This window comes from Novosphingobium sp. (assembly GCF_040398825.1).
Classification (GTDB): Bacteria; Pseudomonadota; Alphaproteobacteria; order Sphingomonadales; family Sphingomonadaceae; genus Novosphingobium.
This window is the reverse complement of sequence record NZ_JBBATI010000013.1, coordinates 32,712-51,048: the sequence shown is the minus strand read 5'-3', so window position 1 is coordinate 51,048 and position 18,337 is coordinate 32,712. Positions and strand designations below refer to the sequence as shown.

Sequence of the window (18,337 nt, the reverse complement as noted above, 5' to 3'; positions counted from 1 at the left end):
GGTCTGCCCGTGGCCCGGCAAATGCAGTACTGCCCGGGCGCTGCGGCCGGTTTCCCGGAATTTCGCATGTGTTCCTGATTAAAACAGGTGCAGATTGGCACGTTAACCAGGTTTCCTTGCCGCAAAATTTGGGTATTATGACAAGAATGGGGAACAGTTTGCAAACGACGGGCTCCGATAGAGGCTTGCGCGGGTTAACCAAACGGCTGAAAGGCCGATTGGCATGCTGGCTGGGGATGCATCGACCGTTGCGCACAAAGGTGCGCCGCGACGGACTGGTGTTTCGCGGTCGATGCAAACGTTGCGGTATTGCCTTGTCCAAGATCAAAGGTGAAGCATGGACACCAGACGGCCCCAACGATTGACCGGGCACGCCTGAAAGGTTTGCTGTCTGCAATGCTTCGTCATGCGTCGCTGACGACATCGGGCACCTGACCGCCCGCCGGACTGGTGCCATTCGAACCGGCAACGCGCCAGCGCCAGATCAGCACCGGCAGCACCATCAGCACCAGAATCAGCGACGTGGCCAAACCGCCCAGGATGACCACCGCCATCGGCCCTTCGATCTCGCGCCCCGACTGGCCGCTTTCTGCCGCGATCGGCAGCAGCGCAAACCCGGTGACCAGCGCGGTCAGCAGGATCGGCGTCACGCGTTCGCGAGTCGCGCGCAGGACGGTGCCCAGCGACCAGGCGGCGCCTTCCTCTGCCACCAGTTGATCGACATGGCTGACCAGCAGGATTGCATTGCGCGCCGAAATCCCGAACAGCGAAATAAACCCGACCAGCGCCCCCAGCGAAATCGTGCCCCCGGTCATCGCCACTGCCAGCATACCGCCAAACAGCGCCAGCGGCAGCCCGGCCAGGATCAGCAGCGCCGGCCGCAATCCGCCAAACGCCACCACCAGCAGCGCGATCATCGCGATCGCCGCCAGCCCGACATGCCAGGCAATCTCGTTGCGCGCCGCTGCCGCCCCTTCGGCAGCACCCGCCCACGAGACGAAAGTGCCCGCGGGCATGGCCACATCATGCGCGATGCGCGCCTGCGCCGCGGCCACCACGCTGCCCACATCGCTGGCATTGGCGACATTGGCGGTGATGATCTGGCGGCGCTGCCCGCCCTGGTGTTCGATCATCGCGCGGGTGTCGCCCGCGCCGATCGATGCAATGTCTGACAGGCGCACCGCATTGCCGCCGCTCGCCCGCACCAATATGCGCCCCAGCATTTCGGGATCGCGGCGCAATTCCGCCGGCAGGGTTACTGCCACGGGAATGTTGCGATCGGCCAGCACCACCTGCCCCGCATCCAGCCCGGCAAAGCTGGCACGGATCGCGTCGCCGGCGTCCGACCGGCTGACGCCGTGCTGCGCCATCCGCACCGGATCGAGCGTAATCCCCAGCATCTGGTTGCCGGGTTCGGATTTCACCTGGACATCGACCGTGCCGGGGGTGGCGCGCATGATCCCCGCAATACGCGCCGCCAGCCGGTCCAGCGTGTCCAGATCGTTGCCCTGCACGCTGATCACGATCGCGGCGGTTTCGCCCGACAGGCTTTCACTGATGCGGTCGCCCAGAAAGGTGGTAACCTCACTATGCAGGCCCGGGGTTTGCGCCAGCGCGTCGCGGATGCCCGCCAGCGCGCTGTCTTCGCCACGCGCGCCGACATCTTTCAACCGCACGTGAAATTCGCCCTGCCCCGGCGGCCAGGTATCCTCACCCGCCTCGGCACGGCCCATCTGTTCCTCTACGCTCAGCACTTCGGGCAACGCCAGCAGTCGCTGTGACAGGCGCACGCCGGTCGCGCGCATCCAGTCGAACGACGCCCCCGGCGGCCCCGCCACTTGCACCACATAATGTCGTTCGCGGAACGCCGGCAGCAGCTCGCTGCCGAACAGCGGCGCCATCAGCACCACCACCAGCGCCAGCAGCGCCACCAGTCCCATGGCAAAGCGCGGATGCCCGCTCAGCCGGATCAGCGCGCGCGCGTGGTGCTGTTTGATCCGTTCCAGAAAGCGTGGCTCATCCGCCGGGGCACGTCCGTCCAGCAGCAGCAGCGCCAGCGCCGGCGTCACCGTCAGCGCGACCACCAGCGATGCCAGCGTCGCCAGCACAAACGCCACGCCCAGCGGGGCAAAAAATGCCCCCTGCAGCCCGGTCAACAGGATCACCGGCACCATCGTCAGCACCAGCACAAACGTGGCATAGACCACCGGCGCGCGCACCTCGACCGAGGCATTGGCAATGATTTCGGCACGCGCGCCGCGATCGGTCACCCCGCGCAGCCGGCGCACGATGTTTTCGATATCGACAATCGCATCGTCGATCACCACCCCCAGCGCGACCGCCAGCCCGCCCAGCGTCATGGTGTTGATCGACTGCCCGCTGCGGTCGAGCACGATCAGCGTGGCCAGCAGCGACAGCGGGATCGACACAAAGGCAATCAGCGTTACCCGCGCATCGCGCAGGATAAACAGCAGCACCAGCGCGATCATCACCGCGCCGACCAGCAGGTCGATCGTCAATCCGTGCAATGCCGCATCGATGAAATTGGCCGGGCGGTGCAGCGCCGGATAGATTTTCACCCCCACGCCGGCCAGCGATGGCGCCAGTTCGGCCAGCGCCGTTTCGGCCGCGTGCGTCGCATCCAGCGTGTTGGCGCCAAACTGGCTGGACAACGTCATCAACACGCCGGGGCGGCCCATCACCAGCGCATCACCCACCTGCGGCGCAGCCGCATCGGACACCCGCGCAACATCGCCCACCCGTACCGTGCCCCCCGCGCCAGTGCCGACCACGGCGGCGGCGATGGTCTGGGCGCTGTCGGCGCTGGGGCCGGGATCGATGAAAATGCGCTGGTTGGGCGTGTCGGCAAAGCCGCCCCCGGCCACCGTCACCGCGCGCACCACCGCATCATGCACATCGGCAAAACCCAGCCCGCGGGCATAAAGCCGCGCCGGGTCGGCCGCGACCTCTATCCGCCGCGTCTGCCCGCCAAACACGTTGGCACGCGCCACGCCGGGCGCGGCCAGCAGGCGCGGGCGAACCGTCCATTCGACCAGATCGCGCAATTGCATCGGCGTCAGTTTGTCAGACACAAACCCGATCTTGATCAGGTCCATCGTTGCCGACACCATCGGCGACAGTTTTGGCGGATTGACCCCTGGGGCCAGCGTGTTGGTCACATCGGCCAGTGCCTCTGCCACTTGCTGGCGCGAACGATAGGGGTCCTGCCCACCTTTGAAGGTGACATCGATCACCGACAGGCCCTGGATCGATCGCGATCGCACCGTGGCCACGCCATTGGCGCCATTGACCACCGCCTCCAGCGGGCGGGTGACCAGCATTTCGACCTGGCGCGGTGAAAACCCCGGGGCCTCGGTCTGGATCGAGGCCTGCGGCGGCACAAAATCGGGGAACACGTCATAGGCCGCGCCGCGCAGCGTCATCAGCCCGAACGCCAACACCACGGCCGCACCCAGCAGCACCAGCCAGGGATAGCGCAGCGACGCGCGAACGATGGTCGACAGCATCGGTTCAGTCGCCCCCGCCCGACCCGGCCCCGGCGCCCGCCGCGCGTTCCAGCCCCAGCAGCGTACCGGCGCCGGCAACGACAATCCGGTCGCCCGGTTTCAGCGCAGCGCCAGGTGCCACCAGCCAGCCTTCGGGTGCTGGCACGGTGCCCGGCCCATCGATGATCAGGCGTTCAAACCGGTCGCCCGCCAACGCGCGATAGACCTGCAATGCGCCATCGGCGCGCACCACGGCATCGCGCGGCACCAGCAACGCCGGCGTGCCGCTGCCGGTCTGGCGATGTGCGGGCACCACGCGGCCAACCCCGGCCTGCGCCGCCAGCGGCCCTTCCAACAAGGCCAGCGCGCCCGCTGTCTGCAACTGGGTGTCGCCGCCAATCGCCGGGCCCAGCACGCGCAAAGCCGGCTGCGCGGTGCCAAAATCGATGGTGACCGTGGCCCCGGCGGGCGGCGGGCCATCGGGGAAATCCAGCCGAATCAACGCCAGCCGGCCATGTGCGGCCTGATCCGCCAGCCGCGCCACCGCGGCGCAGCCCAGGTGCCCCAGCCCCGCGCCAATCTGCAAGGTCGGCGCCTGGCACGCCAGCGTCAGCCGGGCGCGGTCGGCGCCCTCTTGCGCGCGCACAGCATCCAGATCGTGGCGTGAGGCACCGGCATCGGCCGCCACCAGCGCAGTCAACCGCGCCAGTTCCAGCGCCGAATTGGTGTGCGCCGCCGTGGCCGATGCGATTTCGGCTGCAAGCACGCCCAGCGGTGCGGGGTCGACCGCGCGGGCATAGCCATCCGCAGTGCCGGCAACCCGCCGTTCCGCAACGGCTGCCACTGCCAGACCGGCCTGTTTCTGCACAGCCGGTTCGACATGCACGCCCGTGCCGGCATCATCTCCATCCGCCGCCAACGGCTTTTCCACCGCCGGTGCCAGCATCGGCGCGGCCACCCGCATGCCCAGTGCACCCACGATCAGCCCGGAAACCAGCACCACACTCACCTGCCAGCGCTTCACGGCTGCTTCTCCCCAGACAATGCAGGATCATTGTGCACCGAAATTTGCGTCTCGGGGCCATCGAGCGGCTGGCGCAGCGCCGCTTCCAGCGCCAGTTGCGCCAGCCGCAACCGCGACAGCGCGTCGACCGCCGCCAGCCGCGCGGCGGCATCGGTGGCCTTGGCCGCCGCCCAGTCGGCACGATCGAGCGAACCCAGCTGCACCTGCACATCGGCACGATCCGCGGCCAGCCTGGTCTGCGGCAGTTCTTCGCGGATCAGTCGTTCGCGCGCACGCACAGACGCAGACCGCTCACTGGCGGCACTATCGATCGCGGCTTGCGCATTCGCCAACATGGATTCAACTGCTTGTGCCGCCACGGTGCGATGCGCCTCTGCCGCCATGATCGATGCGCGGTTGAGATCGAACGACGGCGATTGCAGGTTGACCGCGAACGGCAGCGTCAGCAGTCCGCCGGTCCAGCTGAAACCCGGACCAACGCTGATCGATGGCAGCTGTTTGGCCAGTTCCACGCGCAGATTGGCCTCTGCCTGATCGTAGGCGGTCATGGTTTTCAACACATCGGCACGGCCTATCAGCGCGGCGCGCTTTGTTTCGGGGGTGATCGCTATCAGGCCAGGCGCTTCGCCAAAATCTGGCCAGATCAGCGGCACCCCGTTCAGCGCGGCAACAGGAACGCCCAACACTCCGGCGATTGTGGCGCGCCCCCCCGCGATCCGCGCAGTGGCATCATCGCGCGCCCGCGCCGCCGCCGCGCGCGCGCCGCGCACCGGCGCCATGGTAAGCGACGCCATTTCCCCGGCATTGACCCTGCGCTGCATCGCCGCCAATTGCACATCGTACAACGCTATCAGGTCATTCCCCAGTGCGACCTGCTGTTCCCCCGCCATCACATCGATCAGCCCGCGCGCCGCCGCCATGCGCTCGGCCCAGACCATTTCGACAAGATCATACTCGGCCGCGACCACGCCCAAATCGGCGGCGCGGATGCGGCCCTTGCGGCGATCGCCAAAATCAAGCTGCGCGCTGGCCGATGTTCCGACCACCCATGGCGCGGGTTGTGACGGATCATTGGTATAGGACGTGGACAGCGACAGCGACGGGCTGGCCGCCTTGCGCGCCAGCCGCGCATCGCGCCGCGCCGCATCGACCGCCGCGCGCGCGGCCTGCACACGCGGATCATTGGCCAGGATCGCGGCAAACAGCGTCAGCCGGTCAATGCCAGTGGCCGGGCGCGCCAGACCCGGCGCCAGCGCAGCTGCACGCGCCTGCACCACCGGCAGATCGATGCCCGCCGACGTCCGCGCTGCCGCACGTGCCGGCAGATCGATTGGCTGGGGCGGCACCCGCACACACCCGCCGGCCATCGCCGCCACGCACAGCGCTGCCGGACCAGTCAGCCAGATCGGCGCGGATTTGGTAAAATGCTGCACCGGGTCCGCCTATAATGGTTGGGTCCGGGCAACAAGTCCGTCGCAACGACGTTGCGGATTATAAATTTGCAACGCTCTGCCTGATCGCGGAAAGACGCGGCCACATCTGCCGTGATGGGACAAACCGATGACGACTGCCGCAACCGACCTCGCCGACCCCGCAGCGATGGCGCTGGATCTGCGCTATGGCACAGATCATCCATCCGGCCTGCGCTGGAATCCGACTATCGCCGGTCTGCTCGATCACCGCTCGGTCCGCGCCTATCTGCCCGATCCGCTGCCAGTCGGCACCATCGAAACGCTGGTCGCGGCCGCACAATCGGCGGCCACATCGTCCAACCTGCAATTGTGGAGCGTAGTCGCGGTCAGCGATGCGGACAAACGCGCAAAGCTGGCCGAACTGGCCGGGGGGCAGAAACATATTGCCGAGGCACCGGTGATACTGCTGTTCATCGCCGATCTGGCGCGGCCGGCGATGATTGCCAACGATGCCGGCGTCGCTGCCGAGGGGTATGATTTTCTGGAAAGTTTTGTCGTTGCGGCCATCGATGCCGCGCTGGCGGCCCAGAACGCGGTGGTGGCCGCCGAATCACTGGGGCTGGCCACGGTCTATATCGGTGCGATGCGCAATGATCCCGAAGCGGTTGCCGCACTGATCGGCCTGCCCCCGCGCGCAATGGTGGTGTTCGGACTGGTGGTCGGCCACGCCGATCCCGCGCGCCCGGCAGCGGTCAAACCGCGCCTGCCGCAAACCGTGGTGCTGCACCACGAAAGCTATGCGTTGGAACACCAGCGCGCCGGCATTGCCGCCTATGACGACACCGCGCGCACGTTCCAGACCGCGCAAGGGCAAAACCCGGTCGGCTGGCGCGCACTGATCGTGTCGCGCGGGCGCAATGCCGCCGCGCTGAACGGTCGCGACCGGCTGAAAGTGGCACTGCGCGCGCTGGGCATCGCACTGCGATAGGTTGTAGGGTCTTAGCTGAATTGGGCGACAATGCCTTAAATATTACAAGTTCCGCTCGTGCGGAGCCTGTCGAAGCACACGCGCCAACGGTTGCCCAACCGAAGGGTGCCCAAGGCCCGACTGGTCCCGCGCCATCGCAGCGTCGGACACCAACACAAACTAACGCGCCGCCGCCACGCCACGCACGATCGCGCGCGCCACGCAATCTGCCGCCGCCGCGCCCAGTCGGGCCAGCCACCACGGCCGGCTGCGCTGGGTGCCCGCCACGCACAGCGGATCAAGGTCGATTGCGCCGCTGGCAAGCGCAAACACCACATCGCCATCGAACGGCGTGTGCACCGGGCGGATCACGCGCGCGAAACCATCCTGCGCCATGATCGCCAGCCGCTTTGCCTCTGCCTTGTCGAGTTTTGCGTTGCAGGCGATTACCGCCAGCGTGGTGTTGGTGCCCGGCAGCACCTCTGCCGCCTGCGCCAGCCGGCTGCCATCGGGAAACGGATCGCCGGCAAAGCCCCAGCCCTCAACACCGCTGACCGCGCCCACCGGGTTGACCGCCACCAGCGCGCCCACCACCAGACCGTGATCGAGGTGCAACGATGCGCTGCCGATGCCGCCCTTGACCGTGCCCGCCATCGCCCCGGTGCCCGCGCCCACCGACCCCAGCGCAAACGTCGCATGCATCGCGCCATCCAGCGCCGCGCGCGCCGCCGCCCGCCCCAGATCGTGATAAGGCGGTTGCAACCCCCAGGCCTTGTCGCCCGGTTGGTTCAGATCGAACAATACCGCGCCCGGCACGATCGGCACCACCAGCCCCGCCGGCCCCAACGGCAGGCCGATCCCCGCCGCCGCCAGTTCGACCAGCGCGCCATCGGCCGCCGCCAGCCCAAACACCGATCCCCCCGACAGCACGATGGCATGAATGCCCGACACCAGGTTTTCGGGCACCATCACGTCGATTTCGCGCAGGCCCGGCCCGCCGCCGCGCACATCGGCCGCCGCCGGCCATAGCCCGTCACACACCAGCACAGTCGTACCGGTACGATGGTGCGCCGATGCCGCATGGCCCACGCGCAGGCCCGCCACATCGGTAATCAGATCGTTGGCGCCGGTCGGCATAGTCATGCCGGTCGCCCCTCTGCCAGCCCGAATGCCAGTGCCAACTGGTCAGCCGCGGCATCGCCATGGGCAAACCGCGTGGCCGCAACGATCTGCGCGGGCGTTGGCCGCACGCCGGTATACAGCACGAACTGTTCAACCGCCTGTCGCACGATCACTTCCACCCCCGAAATCACCGCTTTGCCCAGATCGGCCGCCGCCGAGATAAACGGCGTGCGCGCCGGTTGCGCAACCACATCGAACGCGACCCGCGCCGCCGCGATCATTTCGACGGGAAACGCCAGCACGTTGGCATCCGCCCCCTCCATCCCCAGCGGTGTGACATTGATCAGCAGCGCCGCGCCCGGGCCGGGCAGCGTGTCGGCCCAGCGATAGCCGTGGCGCACCGCCAGCGCCGCGCCGGTGGCCGCGTTGCGCGCGACGATCGTGCCATCGCGCCAGCCCAGATCGTGCAGCGCTGCCACCACCGCCTTGGCCATGCCGCCACTGCCGCGCAACACGAACGGCATGGCCGGATCGGCCGGGCCAGCATGCAGCAATTCACGCACCGCGCTGTAATCGGTATTGTATCCGGTCAATATGCCGCCGTCATTGACCAGCGTGTTCACGCTGGCGATGCCCGCGGCGGTTGCGTGCAGGTGATCGACCAGCGGGATCACCGCCTCCTTAAACGGCATCGAAATCGCCGCGCCGCGAATGTTCAGCGCGCGGATGCCGCCCACGGCCGCCGGCAGATCGGTCGTGGAAAACGCCTTGTAGACGTAATCCAGCCCCAGCGCGTCATACAGATGGTTGTGCAATCGCGATCCGGCATTGCCCGGCCGCCCCGACAGCGACATGCACAGGCGCGTATCGCGTCCGATCGGCGGTTTGGGCATGCGGGTATCCTGACTGGTGCAATCGCCTGCTGCTATGCGCAGAGTGGCGGATCAGATCAAGCCAATCACACCATTCCGATCACACCACGCAAGGCCCGGTATGCGCGCGTTCAAACAGATACAGCGTGTTGTTGATCGGGATACCGCGCCACTGCATCGCGGCGGGAAAGGTCTGCGTCAGCACATAGCCTTTGGCGCAGGCCGCCGCGGCCGGATCCCGCTTGACCGCCGCGGGCAGCCACACCACCGCTGCCAGCACCGCATCGGGGCGGGTGGCCAGCGTCGCGTTCCATTCGCCGGGCCTGGGCAGTGCGTGCCAGGTTTCATCGTTGTTCCAGCGCACGAATTGCGGGTTTGGCGCGGCATCGTGATAGTTGCCATAGACATTGTACGGCAGCCACGGCTGCGTTTCAAAACTCTGCCCGCCAAATGCGTCGATCCGCGCGCCGGGATGCGCGGCGCGCCACACCATCACCGCCGCCGCCGCCGGGCGACCGGCCGAATAGGGGCGCGCAATATCGTCGAGCCCGCTGCGCAGCGTCTGCATGCCCTGCGCGATTTCCAGCAGCGCCAGCATCGCGATCAGGGCATTGCGCGTGCGCGGCCCGACCGGATTGTGCCATTGCGTCCACAGCACGAACAGCACGGTCGTGAACAGCATGCCGCCATGCCAGCTGCTGGCCAGCACCGCGCCCGAAAACACGATCAGCACCGGCGGAATGGTCAGCATCAGCGCGCGGTCGCGCCCGGCCAGCACCAGCCGCGCCGTGACCGCCAGAAACGCGATGGACAGCAGCATGCCCACCAGCACCTCTGCACCATTCTGGTGCAACCCGCTCCACGGGCTGACCCGGTCAAACAGCGCGTTGGCAATGAACACAAATGCGCTGCTGATCGGGTTCATCCGCGTGACTTGCGCCATGAAGCCGTTGTCGGCCGGCTGCCACGCGGTCCACATCGCCAGCAGCCCCAGCGCGCCGGCCAGCGCCAGCGCCACAATCGCGCGCCAATCCGTCAATCGGCGACCCTGCACCAGCCGCACCAGCAATTCCAGCCCCAGCAAACCCGCCGCCAGAAAGCTGAACGCGTTGATATTGGCCAGCAGCCCGATCACCAGGCCATAGCCCAGCGGCCGCTGCACGCGGGTGGCAAACAGCGACGCCGCTACCGGCAACAACATCAGATCCAGGCAATAGCCGCGCGCGACCACGCTGTACTGGTATCCGAAATACCAGGTGGCCAGCAGCCCGATGCGCAAGGGCAGCGGAAACGGGGCGCGCCACAGCACTACCGCCGCCGCCACAATCGCACAGCTGACCGAAAGCACCCAGATGCCTGCGAATGGCAGCCCGGCGCGTGCCGCCACCCACAAAATTGCATGCCACAGCCCGGGTGTGCCCTCATACCGGGCATAAGTCCCGATCAGCGTGGCAAAGCTGTTGTCGCGCGCCAGCAGCCACGCCTGCATTTCATCGAACCACGCCTCGTGATGCAGCCCGACCGTGATGACCCAGGCAGCATAGATCGCCAGCGCCAGGCTTTGCACGACAAACGCGCGGCCCCGGCCTGGCGTTTCGGCCAGCGTGTCTGCCATGTTATGCCCCATGATCCCGTCGTTCAGCCCTGGCGCGGTTTGCCGAACACCAGCACATGGCGCAAGCCGGAGGTGGTGATAAAACTGACGCCAACCGCGACCAGCTTGGCCAGCCGGGGGTTGATCGCATGGCTTGCGCCCCAGCCGACAATCACCGTGGTCAGCACCAGGCCAACCATTGCCGAGGCAAGAAACAATGCCTGTTGCCGCCGGCGTTCCGGGCCGGCGACGGCCACCGATGCTGCAAACATCACCCGGCTGGACACCAGCCAGTTAACCACGATCCCCAGCATAAAGCCCGCTGCCGCCGCGGGCGCAGGTGCCATGCCGGCGTTGAGCAAAACCAGAAAACTGCCGGCATCGGCACCCAGCGCCACCACGCTGGCCGACAGATAGCGGGCGAATGTGCCGGTCAGCAGGTTTGCCAGCACCGCCGGGGCCTTTGCCCGGTTGCGCCAGACCCGTTGCACCGGCTGGATCGCCGCGCCCATTACCAGACCGTTCATACCCGTCCCCACCAAACGCCAATGCCATACGGCCTTGGCCGCGTGTCAGATGGCACCATGGACGAATTGCCCTAAACACGGGTTAATGCAGAACGCCGTCGCACGGGATTTAAAGAGCCCGGTTATCGTTTTCACCACCATGCCGCACACAAAATCTTGTGTGACAAACCGCGTGATCGCCCATACGGGGGGCCGGCAATCGCCACCGCCCCCGGGGCCTGGCATGGCGGTTTGCCCGCAGCCCGGTGGCGGCTGATGGTCGACAGATTTGGTTTTTTGGAGTGACTTGCGATGTTTACCAGTCAGGAAGTGCTCAGCGTAAAGCACTGGACACCCGAACTGTTCAGTTTCACGCTGGCCCGCCCCGATGGGTTCAAATTTCATTCGGGCCAGTTCGTGATGCTGAACATGCCGGAAACCGACGGTGCAAAGACCAAGCCGCGCGCCTATTCGATCACATCGCCCGATTATGCCGATGAACTGGAATTCCTGTCGATCGTCGCACCCGATGGCCAGCTGACCACGCGGATGCAGCATATCCAGCCTGGCGACCATGTCATGCTGGGCAGCAAACCGACCGGCACATTGGTGCACAGCGCGCTGACCCCGGGCAAAAACCTGTTCCTGATGGGCACCGGCACTGGCCTGGCGCCATGGCTGAGCATTGCCCGCGATATCAACACCTATGGCGATGAAGAACTGGGCATCGAACGCAAGTTCGACAATGTCTATCTGTGCCACGGCGTGCGGTTCGTGCGCGAACTGGTCTATCGCGATTTTCTGGAACGCGACATTTTCGATGAAGAGCTGCTGGGCCCGATCGTGCAGGGCCGCCTGCACTATTACCCGTCGGTCACGCGCGAACCGTTTGCGCGCACCGGCCGGCTGACCGACCTGATCGCATCGGGGCAGCTGTTCAGCGAACTCGGGCTGAACCAGACGCAGTTCAACCCCGAAACCGATCGCGTAATGATCTGCGGCAGCATCCCCGTGAACCACGCGCTGAAAGACATCTGCGTGGCCCACGGCCTGACCGAAGGATCAACGCACCGTCCCGGCACATTCGTGGCCGAACGCGCGTTTGTTGAGGCGCATGGGTGATGTGGGGGGCACTTCGCGTGCCCATTGCCTGAAATTCCCGATCAGGTTTTCCAGCCCCAGCTGATAACGCAAGGGGGCAGGTTCAACAGCTCCAGCCCCCGGTCCACGCACGGGAAATAGCAGCGCATCAAGGTGCGCGCGCGGGCAGTGTACTGATAGACCATGAACGCGCCACCGGGGCGGAGCACCCGGTGGGTTGCCGCCATGATCGCCGGCCCCACGCCGGGTGGCAATGTGCTGAACGGCAATCCGGACAAGACATAGTCGGCCTGGGCAAAGCCATGCGCCGCCACGATCTCGCCAACATCGGCGGCCGAACCCAGCACCGCGCTGAAACGGGAATCGCGGATCGTGGCCTGAAGATAACGGATGAAATCGGGGTTGGTGTCGATCACGATCAACCTGCCATCGCGGCGCAGACGATCGAGCACCGGCCGACAGAACGTGCCGACCCCCGGGCCATATTCAACAAACACCCGGGCCTGTGCCCAATCCACCGGCGCCAGCACCCGCGTGATCGTCCGCGCGGACGATGGCACGATCGCCCCGACCATCACCGGGTTTTTTGCAAATCCTTTGAGGAACATGCCCGTGGGGCCAAACAGCGCGCGGGCCTTGCGCAGGATCCGGGCCGGAAGCGGTTCGCGGGCATATTCGGTTCTCGGCATGTGGTGCATCACTTTTTGATATGGCAGCATGACTTCACGTTGTGGCCGTTCGCAAAAACCACGCGCGATTGCAACCCCGATGATCGCCGCCCGCAGGCAAGGCCTGGCCCGACGCCGATATTGTATGCGGCGAATCGGAGATTTTCGGGCCTGACATCGCCATGCCCATGCTGCTGGACCACACTTGATCGTGTTGATACTCTCCCGCCAACCGGGGGGTGGATATGGCGACGACTGCGATGACCATGCGCGATGCTGAATCGCGCGAACGCAGATTTTTTCTGGGCATGGCGGTGTGGATCGCGGTTTCCGTGGTGGCCGGGTTTGGCGCGGCCTTTGCCATGGGCCATTCCAGTCTTGCTTCACCGTGGTGGGTGCATCTGCACGCGCTGACGTTCATGACCTGGACCGGGCTTTACGTCCTGCAAAACGCTGCTGTGGCAGGCGGGCAGGCGTCGCTGCACCGCAGGCTGGGGTGGCTGGCGTTCGGCTGGGCCAACTGGATGGTGGTCATCGGCATATTTGCCACGTGTGAATCGCTGATGGCCCATCGCGCACCACCATTCTTTGCACCCGCCTATTTCCTGGCGCTTGATCCGATCACGGTGCTGACCTTCTATGCCTTTACCGTTTCCGCGATCGTACTGCGCCAGCGGACCGACTGGCACCGCCGGCTGATGCTGTCGGGCACAATTTTCCTGATCAGCCCGGCGTGGGGGCGGATGTTGCCGATGCCGCTGCTGGGTGGGGAACTGGGCATGTGGGCCATTCTGACGATCCAACTGCTGTTGTATTTCGTCGTGGCGGCCGGGTTCGATCTGGCCACCAGACGCCGGGTTCATCCCGCCTATTTCTGGGGTGTTGGTGGATCGATCGTGGCGACAGCCTTGATGAAACCGGTCAGCATGATACCCGCTATCGCCGCGCTGGCGCATACGCTGACGGGCGCGTGACGTCGCAAACGCCGGCAAACCACCAAAAAAAGCCCCTCCCCGATAGGGGGAGGGGTTAGGGTTGGGGCATCCTGCGCCGGGAATACAGGACCGATCCGGCGTCGGGCACCCCCATCAAACCCTCCCCCCTTGCAGAGGGGGAGGGTTTTATTGGAGGACAATCAGAACTTGGCGCCCAGTTCGACGCCGACCAGGCGGCGCGTGCCGGGGGAGATGAACGATCCGCCGAATTCGACCGCGGGTATCACCTCGTTCAGGTATTGTTTGTCGAGCAGGTTGTTGGCGAACACCGCGGCAGTAAAGTTTCCGGCGTGCAGCCCGGCGCGCAGGTTGACGATGCCGAACGCATTGCGGCGCGCCTTGTCAAACGTGGCATTGCCGACCACGGCCGGAAAGCCCAGCGTGCTTGGCAGCAGACCCGAAAACAGTGTCGGCCCGTTGTTGTTCTGCGCGGTACTGAACCAGGTCGGCCCGGTCAGGCGGTAATCACCGCGCGCAAACAGGCTGATGCCGCTCGACACCGACTGTTCCACCTCTGCGCCCAGATTGAGCGTGTATTTGGCGGTATAGGGCGATTCGTTGCCGACCGTGGCCGGGCGCGCGCTGTTCCGCTTGATCTGGCTGTCGGTATAGTTGAACGCACCGAACAGCTTCACACCCTTGACCGGCTTTACCGCCACATTCAGTTCCGCGCCCTTCAGATCGACCAGGTCGATGTTGGAAACCACGCGCAACAGGCCGAATGTGCCGACAAAGAATTCAAAGAACTGCATGTTGTGGACCTGGGTGTAAAACCCGGCGAGGTCGAAGGTGACCGCATGGTCGAACAGGTTGCCCTTGATCCCGGCCTCGAACGCGCTCGACCATTCCTTGTTGTACTGGTCGGTGATGTGCACATCGGCACCCAGCGGCGTGACGAAATTGGTTTGGATGATTGCGGCAGATCCCTGGTTGTTGAACCCGCCCGATTTGAACCCGATGCCCCAGTTGCCGTAAATGTTGAACTGGTCGCCGGGTTTCCAGCTGAGCGTGACTTTCGGTTCCAGTTGATCGAACACCGCCGATTTTGGCGCCAGAGGCCCGAACGCCTGGCCCGGATTGATCGGGCCGCCGGTGAACGGATCGTTGGCCGTGGGCACCAGCGAACTGGTGTTGCGGCTTTCACGGTCATAGCGCAGCGCGATGCCACCGGTGAATTCCGGCGACGGTTTGTATTCCAGCGAACCGAACGCAGCGACCACATTGGTGCCAAACTTGTCCGCCACCAGCAGCGAGGTCGGGTTCACGCTGTCGGGCGCGTTGTACAGGTTGGTCAACACCCCCTTGCCCTCGTCCGCACCCAGGCTGACGCCGACGGTGCGATCGATATGCAGGTAATAGCCGCCAACCTGCCAGTGCAGCGGGCCATTGCCGGTCGATTCCAGCCGCCATTCGGTGCTGATGTCGTGCTGGCGGCGGATCTGGAACTGCGTGCCGTCGCACGTGGTCGGGCTGTACGGACCAAAGGTTGATCCGTTGGCCGGCGCAAACAGGAACGGCACCGGGATTTGCCCGATAAAGCCGGGCTGGTTCACCTTGTATCCGGTCAGCGCGGCGGTGGTGGCAAAGCAGGCGTCAACCGCCGGTTTGGCCGCCGGATTGACCGCATTCAGGAAGCGGCCGAAATCGGCCGAGGTGCCATCGGCGACCAGGCTTTGATCGACATTGGAATAGGACACCCAGCCCACCAGCTTTACCCCATCGGTCAGCCGCTGATCCAGCCGCAGCGATGTGTCAAAGCTGTACTGATCGTTGGTCGGCTTGATATTGCTGTAAAAATGAAAGGGGTGCTTGTTCACGTCTTCGTAAAAGGCGGGGTTGATCCCGGCGAACAGCGGCAATGCAAACGCGGCGTTGAACGGCAGCGATGCGCCGTGGAATTCGGCATAGCGCATCTTGAAATCAAGCTGCGTATCGGTGCCGTTGCCATAAACCAGCCGGCCGTCGACCGACCAGTTCTTCTTTTCATCCACGGTCTTTGAATTGCCCGTGAATTCATTGTGATAAAACCCGTCGCTGCGCGCATAGGCGGCCGATACCACATAGCCCAGCTTGTCGGTCAACGGCCCGGCAATGTGCGCCTTGATATCGGCAGTGTTGTACATGCCGTATGACCCGTCGATACCGCCGGTCATCACATCGGTCGGCTTGATCGTCTGGATCACGATCGCGCCGGCGGCGGCGTTGCGGCCATAGAGCGCGCCCTGCGGGCCTTTCAGGATTTCGACCTGGCTGAGCGTGCCCTGATCCTGGTTGAGATCGGCCACGTTGGTTTTCAAAATGCCGTCGATGACCAGCGCGACCGAGCTTTCGGCGTCACGCGCGCCGTTCATCCCGCGAATGTTGATCTGCGTGTCGCCCGCTTCGGCAGTGCCGGTGACGATCGTCACGCCCGGGGTCAACTGGGTAAAATCTTCGGCCCGCTTGGCGCCGGTATTGGCCAGCGCCGCCGCGGTCAGCACCGATACCGATGCCGGCACATCCTGCAGCCGTTCATTCTGGCGGCGTGCGGTGATGATGATGTCATCGCCCGCCTTTGCGACCGGTGCAACGTCGGGCGCCTGGTCGGCATAGGCTGGCGCGGCCATCAGCATGACGCCGGCCGACAGCGCGAGGCAAGTGGTTTGCAGCCAGGCGGCGGTGTGCCGGGTTTTCCGGTCACGGGTTGTATTCAGCATCATATGCGCTCCCTGTTTGGTCATACAGGCCCCCATGACCCATAGCCCGACGCGCCCGCCCCCCTCATGTGCGGTGATCACTGCGTCCCAAACCTTGGCAATGGGCGGCGGGTGATCGGGGCTTGCCGGTGCCTTTAAATATTGTATACAAATGCCATTGGTCAAGCTCCTTGGGAGACCGCATGTCACGCACCTCCGATCGGGCCTATGCTGCGATCCGCAACATGATCCTGGCTGGCGAATTGCCCGCCGGAACGCAGCTGGGTGAAGAGGCGCTGGCCGAGAAATGCGGCGTTTCGCGCACCCCCGTGCGTGAGGCTTTGCGCAGGCTGGAAACCGAACTGCTGGTCGTGCGCACCGATACCCAGCGCAGTTTTGTCGCCGAATGGTCGATCGACGACGTGCGCGATGCGTTCGATTTGCGCGCCATGCTCGAAGGATACGCCGCGCGGCGCGCGGCGCAGCGCATGACAACCGATTCGCTGGCGCGGCTGCGCAGTGCCAATGCACAGATTGCGCAGGCGATCGCCCTGCCCCGCCCCGATGTTGCCGCGTTCATCGATGGCAACCGCATGTTTCATGCCGCCATCCTGGATTGCGCCGGGTCGCGGCGGTTGATGGCACAACTGGGATCGCTGGTGGAACAGCCGGTGGTGTGGCGCACCGCGCACCAGTATGGCCCCGATGCGCTGCACCGGTCCTGGTCTGAACACGAAGAGCTGGTCGCCGCATTCGCGCGCCACGATGGCGGCTGGGCAGAGGCGATCATGCAAAGCCACATCCTGCGCGCCTATCACGCCTATGCCGATGCCCACAAAGGGCTGACCGGCGGAGTGTCGGCCGCGCCGTCTGCCAAAACGCCGCCCGCCGAACTGCCCGTCGTGCATTCTGCCGGGGCAGCCCGACGCGTGATCGAGGTTGCGGCATAATGTATACAAACAGCATCGAACTGCTGGAAGTGTCGCCCCGCGACGGTCTGCAAAACGAAAAGCACGTCCTTTCAACCGCGGACAAGATCGCGCTGATCGAACGCGCCATTGCCGCCGGTGCGCGGCGGATAGAGGTGACCAGCTTTGTCAATCCGCGCGCCGTGCCGCAGATGGCCGATGCAGAGGACGTCGCCGCCGCGCTGCCCGACCGCCGCGATGTGACCTATATCGGGCTGGTGATGAACGCACGCGGGGCGACCCGCGCGCTCAACACCGGGCGCATTGACCAGCTGGGCGCGGTTGCGGTGGCCACCGATACCTTTGCCATGGCCAACCAGAATCAGACCAGCGACGGATCGGTCGATGCGGCGCGGGGCATCATCACGCTGGCGCACGACGCCGGACGCACCGCACAGGCCACCATCGCCGCCGCATTCGGCTGTCCGTTTGAGGGCGAAGTGGCCGAAGACCGCGTGCTGGCGATGGCCGTGGCGCTGGCCACAGCCGGCCCGGTGGAATTGGCGCTGGCCGATACGATCGGCGTCGCCAACCCGGCGCATGTGGCGCGGCTGGTGACACGGGTGCGCGAAGCGATCGCGCCGATCCCGGTGCGGGTGCATTTTCACAACACGCGCGGCACGGGCCTGGCCAATGTGTGGGCGGCGGTCGGTGCGGGCGCACGCACGATCGATGCGTCGATCGGCGGCCTGGGCGGATGCCCGTTCGCGCCCGGCGCATCGGGCAATGTCGCCAGCGAAGACGTGGTCTACATGCTCGAACGCGCCGGCATCGCGACCGGCATCGATCTGGCTGCGCTGGTTTCCGCCAGTCACTGGCTGGGCACGGTGATGGACCGCACTTTGCCGGGCATGGTGGCGCGGGCGCCGGCCTTTCCGAAATTGTCCTGATACAAATGGCGGCCATGCCATTGGCTGCAAATGATAT

Annotated in this window: 14 protein-coding genes; 5 read left to right on the top strand and 9 right to left on the bottom strand. The window is 65.4% G+C overall.

What is annotated here, in order from left to right; all coding sequences use genetic code 11:
* Positions 1–404: 404 nt before the first annotated feature.
* The 3 genes from ABWP89_RS08660 to ABWP89_RS08650 are packed head-to-tail and all read right to left on the bottom strand — an operon-like array spanning position 405 to position 5,963.
* Positions 405–3,527, bottom strand: a complete 3,123-nt coding sequence (locus ABWP89_RS08660; protein WP_353228648.1) for an efflux RND transporter permease subunit — start codon at positions 3,525–3,527, stop codon at positions 405–407.
* Positions 3,528–3,531: 4 nt separating this feature from the next.
* Positions 3,532–4,530, bottom strand: coding sequence for an efflux RND transporter periplasmic adaptor subunit (locus tag ABWP89_RS08655; protein WP_353228647.1), 999 nt, complete (start codon positions 4,528–4,530; stop codon positions 3,532–3,534).
* Positions 4,527–5,963: a TolC family protein gene (locus ABWP89_RS08650; protein WP_353228646.1), complete on the bottom strand. Its 1,437-nt coding sequence runs from the start codon at positions 5,961–5,963 to the stop codon at positions 4,527–4,529. Before ABWP89_RS08650 ends, ABWP89_RS08655 begins: the two co-directional genes overlap by 4 nt.
* A 127-nt stretch (positions 5,964–6,090) precedes the next feature.
* On the opposite strand from ABWP89_RS08650, the gene ABWP89_RS08645 reads away from it, so the two are divergent.
* Complete coding sequence (locus tag ABWP89_RS08645; protein WP_353228644.1) at positions 6,091–6,930, top strand: nitroreductase family protein; 840 nt, start codon at positions 6,091–6,093, stop codon at positions 6,928–6,930.
* Positions 6,931–7,089: 159 nt separating this feature from the next.
* On the opposite strand, the gene ABWP89_RS08640 is transcribed toward ABWP89_RS08645, so the two are convergent.
* The 4 genes from ABWP89_RS08640 to ABWP89_RS08625 all read right to left on the bottom strand — a co-directional run bounded on the left by ABWP89_RS08640 (position 7,090) and on the right by ABWP89_RS08625 (position 11,024).
* Positions 7,090–8,052, bottom strand: a complete 963-nt coding sequence (locus ABWP89_RS08640) for a P1 family peptidase (RefSeq protein WP_353228643.1) — start codon at positions 8,050–8,052, stop codon at positions 7,090–7,092.
* Entirely contained in the window at positions 8,049–8,924 is an 876-nt protein-coding gene (locus ABWP89_RS08635; RefSeq protein ID WP_353228641.1) for a shikimate 5-dehydrogenase, read from the bottom strand. The genes ABWP89_RS08640 and ABWP89_RS08635 overlap by 4 nt, the downstream gene beginning before the upstream one ends.
* 79 nt (positions 8,925–9,003) lie before the next feature.
* A complete protein-coding gene (locus ABWP89_RS08630) occupies positions 9,004–10,518 on the bottom strand; it encodes a hypothetical protein (protein ID WP_353228639.1) in 1,515 nt (504 codons plus the stop codon).
* Positions 10,519–10,541: 23 nt separating this feature from the next.
* Positions 10,542–11,024, bottom strand: coding sequence for a GtrA family protein (locus ABWP89_RS08625; RefSeq protein ID WP_353228638.1), 483 nt, complete (start codon positions 11,022–11,024; stop codon positions 10,542–10,544).
* Positions 11,025–11,315: 291 nt separating this feature from the next.
* Between ABWP89_RS08625 and ABWP89_RS08620 the strand changes: the two genes are divergently transcribed.
* Positions 11,316–12,125: a ferredoxin--NADP reductase gene (locus ABWP89_RS08620; protein WP_353228637.1), complete on the top strand. Its 810-nt coding sequence runs from the start codon at positions 11,316–11,318 to the stop codon at positions 12,123–12,125.
* Between the two features lie 41 nt (positions 12,126–12,166).
* Here ABWP89_RS08620 and ABWP89_RS08615 read toward each other — a convergent pair whose 3' ends face one another.
* Entirely contained in the window at positions 12,167–12,793 is a 627-nt protein-coding gene (locus tag ABWP89_RS08615) for a class I SAM-dependent methyltransferase (protein ID WP_353228636.1), read from the bottom strand.
* 224 nt (positions 12,794–13,017) lie between these two features.
* Between ABWP89_RS08615 and ABWP89_RS08610 the strand changes: the two genes are divergently transcribed.
* Positions 13,018–13,746, top strand: a complete 729-nt coding sequence (locus ABWP89_RS08610) for a hypothetical protein (protein WP_353228635.1) — start codon at positions 13,018–13,020, stop codon at positions 13,744–13,746.
* A 161-nt stretch (positions 13,747–13,907) separates the two neighbouring features.
* Here the strand turns inward: ABWP89_RS08610 and ABWP89_RS08605 are convergent, their stop codons facing one another.
* Positions 13,908–16,463, bottom strand: coding sequence for a TonB-dependent receptor (locus tag ABWP89_RS08605; RefSeq protein WP_353228633.1), 2,556 nt, complete (start codon positions 16,461–16,463; stop codon positions 13,908–13,910).
* A gap of 182 nt (positions 16,464–16,645) precedes the next feature.
* Here ABWP89_RS08605 and ABWP89_RS08600 point away from each other — a divergent pair, with 182 nt between their 5' ends.
* The gene (locus ABWP89_RS08600) at positions 16,646–17,392 is read left to right on the top strand and encodes a GntR family transcriptional regulator (protein ID WP_353228631.1); all 747 of its coding nucleotides are present in this window, start codon (positions 16,646–16,648) and stop codon (positions 17,390–17,392) included.
* Complete coding sequence (locus tag ABWP89_RS08595) at positions 17,392–18,300, top strand: hydroxymethylglutaryl-CoA lyase (protein WP_353228630.1); 909 nt, start codon at positions 17,392–17,394, stop codon at positions 18,298–18,300. The genes ABWP89_RS08600 and ABWP89_RS08595 overlap by 1 nt, the downstream gene beginning before the upstream one ends.
* Positions 18,301–18,337: the final 37 nt, after the last annotated feature.